We start from the raw sequence: 3,730 nt of genomic DNA on the forward strand, positions 1-3,730 counted from the left end.
GGCATCTGCTGGCGCGCGTGATCGTCGCGGAAGCCGAGCGGCGCGGCGCGAAACTGGGGCTGGCGTCGCAGCTGCAGGAGACGCCGGGGCGTGGCGTGACGGGTGAGGTGAACGGCGAGTGGGTGGCGGTGGGTTCGCCGGACTTCGTGCGTGACGCCCTCCTGGAGCGGTCCCCCGTGAGCGCCGGGGTGCTGGCCGAGATGGAGCGCGAGGCGAGCGGGCTCCGCGCGTACGTGGGGACGGAGCGCGGCGAAGTGGCGCGCATCGAGTTCGCCGATCAGCTGCGCGAGGAGTTGGCCCCGATGTTCGCCGACCTTCGCCAGCTCGGCTTCCAACGCACGTACCTGTACTCCGGCGACAAGCAGGCCAACGTGGCGGCCATTGCCTCGCAGGTGGGGATCACGGAGTACGCGGGGGACCTCAGCGCCCAGGACAAGGTGACGCGGGTGACGGCGCTGGAGAAAGCGGGGCGGCGCGTGCTGATGGTGGGCGACGGCACCAATGACGCGCCATCGCTGTCGGCGGCGACTGTGGGGGTGGCGCTGGCCGGCCATGGCGGGGGCGTGGTCGCGGAGGCGGCTGATGTGGTGCTGCTGATCGACGACCCATCGCGTATTGCGGAAGCGGTGCGCATCGGCCGACGCGCGCTGTATATCGCGCGCCAGTCGATCGGCGTGGGGTTGGGGCTGTCGCTGGTCGGGATGGGCTTCGCCGCGGCGGGGATGCTCACGCCGGTGGCCGGCGCGCTGATTCAGGAGGCGATCGATGTGGCGGTGATTCTGAACGCGTTGCGGGCGGCGAGCGCGGGCAGGTCCAACTCGGAACAGACGACTGTCACCGGATTCACTAGAAACTGACAACTATCACTAGAAACGAGAAACTCCCCGCGGCGGCCGAGATCTCGGCTACCGCAGGGAGTTTGTAGTTCGTAGTGACAGTTGTCGGTTGTCAGTGCAACCGGCGAACCGTTACGCCTTGTTCCGGCGACGACGGGCGGCGGCGGCGAGACCGGCGAGGCCGCTGACGAGCAAGGCAGCGCTGGTGGGTTCGGGGACCTGCGTACAGTTGCTCTCGCAGATCGTGCCGTTGACCGTGTAGAGCATGATGTGCGAGTAGCCGGCCTGAGTCGGGGCGACACCGCGCCAATCGAGGGCGGCCACGTTCTGGTTGTTCCAGTTATACAGGTAGTAGCTGTACCAGGACGCCTGCTTCACGCCCACGATGAACCGGCCAGTGAGCCAGCCATCGAAGTTGATGACGTCCTTCCCGCCGGCCGTCACAGGGCCGCCGGCGAACCAGCCGCCGGTCGCCTCGTCGGACTTGCCGACCTTTCGCCAGTTACCCGCCCATGCGCTGCCGAAATCGTCGATGTCGCCACCGAGACCGACTTCGCCGGTGGTGTTGCCGTTGATATTGCCGCTGAACGCGCCACGGCACTCGTCATACCCCGTGAACGTCACCATGGCTGCGCCGAGGTCGCAGTTCACCGCGATGGCGTCCTTGTTGTTGTTGCCGTTGCTTCCGTTGTTGCCGTTGCTTCCGTTGTTGCCGTTGTTGCCGTTACTGCCGTTGGTGCCGTTGCTGCTGCGGCCGACGTTGGGCCGACCCTTCGCCGTGGCGAGCTGCACGGGCACGGCGAGGAGCAGAGCAGCGAACAAGAGGTGCTTCATGGGTTTTGCAGGCCGTGGGGAGTACGCGTGTCCCCGGTAGACGCCCCGGGTGCGTAGCAGACTCATCAATTCGCGTGCCACCATGGCCACTACGCCCATGCATCAGCAATTATGCTTAAGTTATTTATTGGCAATCACTTAACATCTCCATGCATCTCCCGGCCATGGCCCGATCTTATGGATGAGTCCGCCACCTGCCGCAGCAGCGCAACAACTGTTGGAGCAACACAAAAAAGGGGGCGCTCCTTTCGGAGCGCCCCCTTTTGCAACCGCGTGCTTGCTATCAGACCTGGCGACGACGGCGAGCGACGGCGCCGAGGCCGAGCAGGCCGGCGGCGACAAGGCCGAACGAGGTGGGCTCGGGAACCTGGGTGCCGCCAGTGTAGACCACCGAGGCATTCGAGATACCCTGCAGGTCACGCAAAGCAACGTTGTTCGTGCCCGCGCCCGCGTCGAACAGATAAAAGGCCGACACATTGCCGACGTCCGAGCCGTTGTCGAGCGCGTTCGGATAGTTGCCCCAGTGGAGGCCGATCACGGTCCATCCCGTCATCGTCGTGCCGAAATTCGCCGAACCCGCCCAATCATCCTTCCAGATGACATTGGCCGGCGGCGTGAGTCCGAAGGCCGTGATCGCCTTGTGCGCCCACGCGGTATTGCCGGTGGAGTTCAGCGCACTGCCCGTCGAGAACTGCATGGCGTTGCGCTCGATGAAGCCGTAGCACTTCGTCGGGGCGATGACGGAGAAGACGTTGGGAGTGAGAAGGCAGGTCGAAGGGCCTGCCGGATTCGCAGGAATCGGCTGCGCCCCCGCACCAGGCGCCACCGAGGCGAGCAACGCGACGGAGACAAGAATCTTCTTAATCATATGACGGGGTAGTTAATGGGAGTGTGATGTTCCACTTACCTCGTCCCCACTTCAACTACCATGCCGCCCGGGCGCCCGCGTCAACGCATTCCGGACACCCATGGATGTGTTCATAAGCCATTGCAATACAACATTATAGAAAGATTAACTCAACATCACCAAGCGTCGCTCTTCCCAGCCACCAAGGCTGTAGTGCGGAAGCCACAGCAGCTGTGGCCTCGCAGCGTCACGCGCTGCTGACTGGTCTGATCTCTTGGGTGCTACGCACCAACCCATCCGCCACGCACACGCGCTCACGCCCGTTCTGCTTGGCCTTGTACAGCGCCTTGTCGGCCCGCGCCACCCACTCATCGACCTCTTCGTACGGTTCGAGCTGCGCCACGCCTACGCTGGCGCCCACCGAGAACTCCATACTCGGGTGCGGTGCGGGCAGGAGCGCCAACTGCTCCTGCAGTCGCTTGGCCAGAGTCTGAGCCATCTTCCAGTCGGTGTTGTGCAGGATGGTGGCGAACTCATCGCCTCCGAGACGGCACAAGACATCGGTCTGCCGCAGGAACGTCTTTGACAGCGCCTTGCCGAGGTTCTGGATCGCGACGTCGCCGGACTGATGCCCGTACATGTCGTTTACCAGTTTCAGCTTGTCCATGTCGATCAGCAGCAACACCACCGGCTGACGACCGAGCGAGAACATCTGCAGCGCCCGCTGCGCCATCACGTCGAACAGCTTGCGGTTACCGAGACCGGTCAGCGGGTCAGTAGTGATCTCGCGCCGCGCTTCCTCCAGCTGACGACCGAGCCGGTCGAGCTTCTCCGCGAGGCTCACGTACTGCTGCTGCTGCTGCTCGCGACGCGTCTGCAACGCCCCCTCGATCGCCAGCACCGCCCCGAGCACTTCCTCCTTGATGGAGCCCGTCTGCATGCGCTTGAGCGCCGACTTGGCCCGCTCCATCTGCTGGTCGGTGGTCGCGTCGGCGGCGTGATCCACCTTCACCGCATTGTGCACCGTCTCCACGCATGCCCACAGCGCGTCACGCAGCTCGTTGATGCTCGACGCGACATACCGATGTTCGTCGCGCCGCTGCTCCGTGATGGTGCGCACGACGCCGTCCCAGTCGCGTTCGTTCACGCCCACGGAGCCCTGGCGGCTCTCGTCGAGCGCGAACCCCAGCGTGGCATGTCGATGCCACCGGGT

General features: G+C 64.6%; 4 protein-coding genes. 1 reads left to right on the forward strand and 3 read right to left on the reverse strand.

Translation table 11 applies throughout. From position 1 onward, the window contains the following. Positions 1–857, forward strand: an 857-nt coding sequence (locus ACIQ6O_RS14340; RefSeq protein WP_396208462.1) for an HAD-IC family P-type ATPase, incomplete at its 5' end; no start/stop codon positions are given. Positions 858–968: 111 nt separating this feature from the next. On the opposite strand, the gene ACIQ6O_RS14345 is transcribed toward ACIQ6O_RS14340, so the two are convergent. The 3 genes from ACIQ6O_RS14345 to ACIQ6O_RS14355 form a co-directional block, all read right to left on the reverse strand. Next, the gene (locus tag ACIQ6O_RS14345; RefSeq protein WP_396208463.1) at positions 969–1,670 is read right to left on the reverse strand and encodes a PEP-CTERM sorting domain-containing protein; all 702 of its coding nucleotides are present in this window, start codon (positions 1,668–1,670) and stop codon (positions 969–971) included. A gap of 283 nt (positions 1,671–1,953) precedes the next feature. Then, the gene (locus ACIQ6O_RS14350) at positions 1,954–2,538 is read right to left on the reverse strand and encodes a PEP-CTERM sorting domain-containing protein (RefSeq protein WP_396208464.1); all 585 of its coding nucleotides are present in this window, start codon (positions 2,536–2,538) and stop codon (positions 1,954–1,956) included. 226 nt (positions 2,539–2,764) lie between these two features. Further along, the coding region (locus ACIQ6O_RS14355) for a GGDEF domain-containing protein (RefSeq protein WP_396208465.1) at positions 2,765–3,730 on the reverse strand (966 nt) is incomplete at its 5' end.

The sequence above is a fragment of the Gemmatimonas sp. genome (assembly GCF_044345575.1).
GTDB lineage: Bacteria > Gemmatimonadota > Gemmatimonadetes > Gemmatimonadales > Gemmatimonadaceae > Gemmatimonas.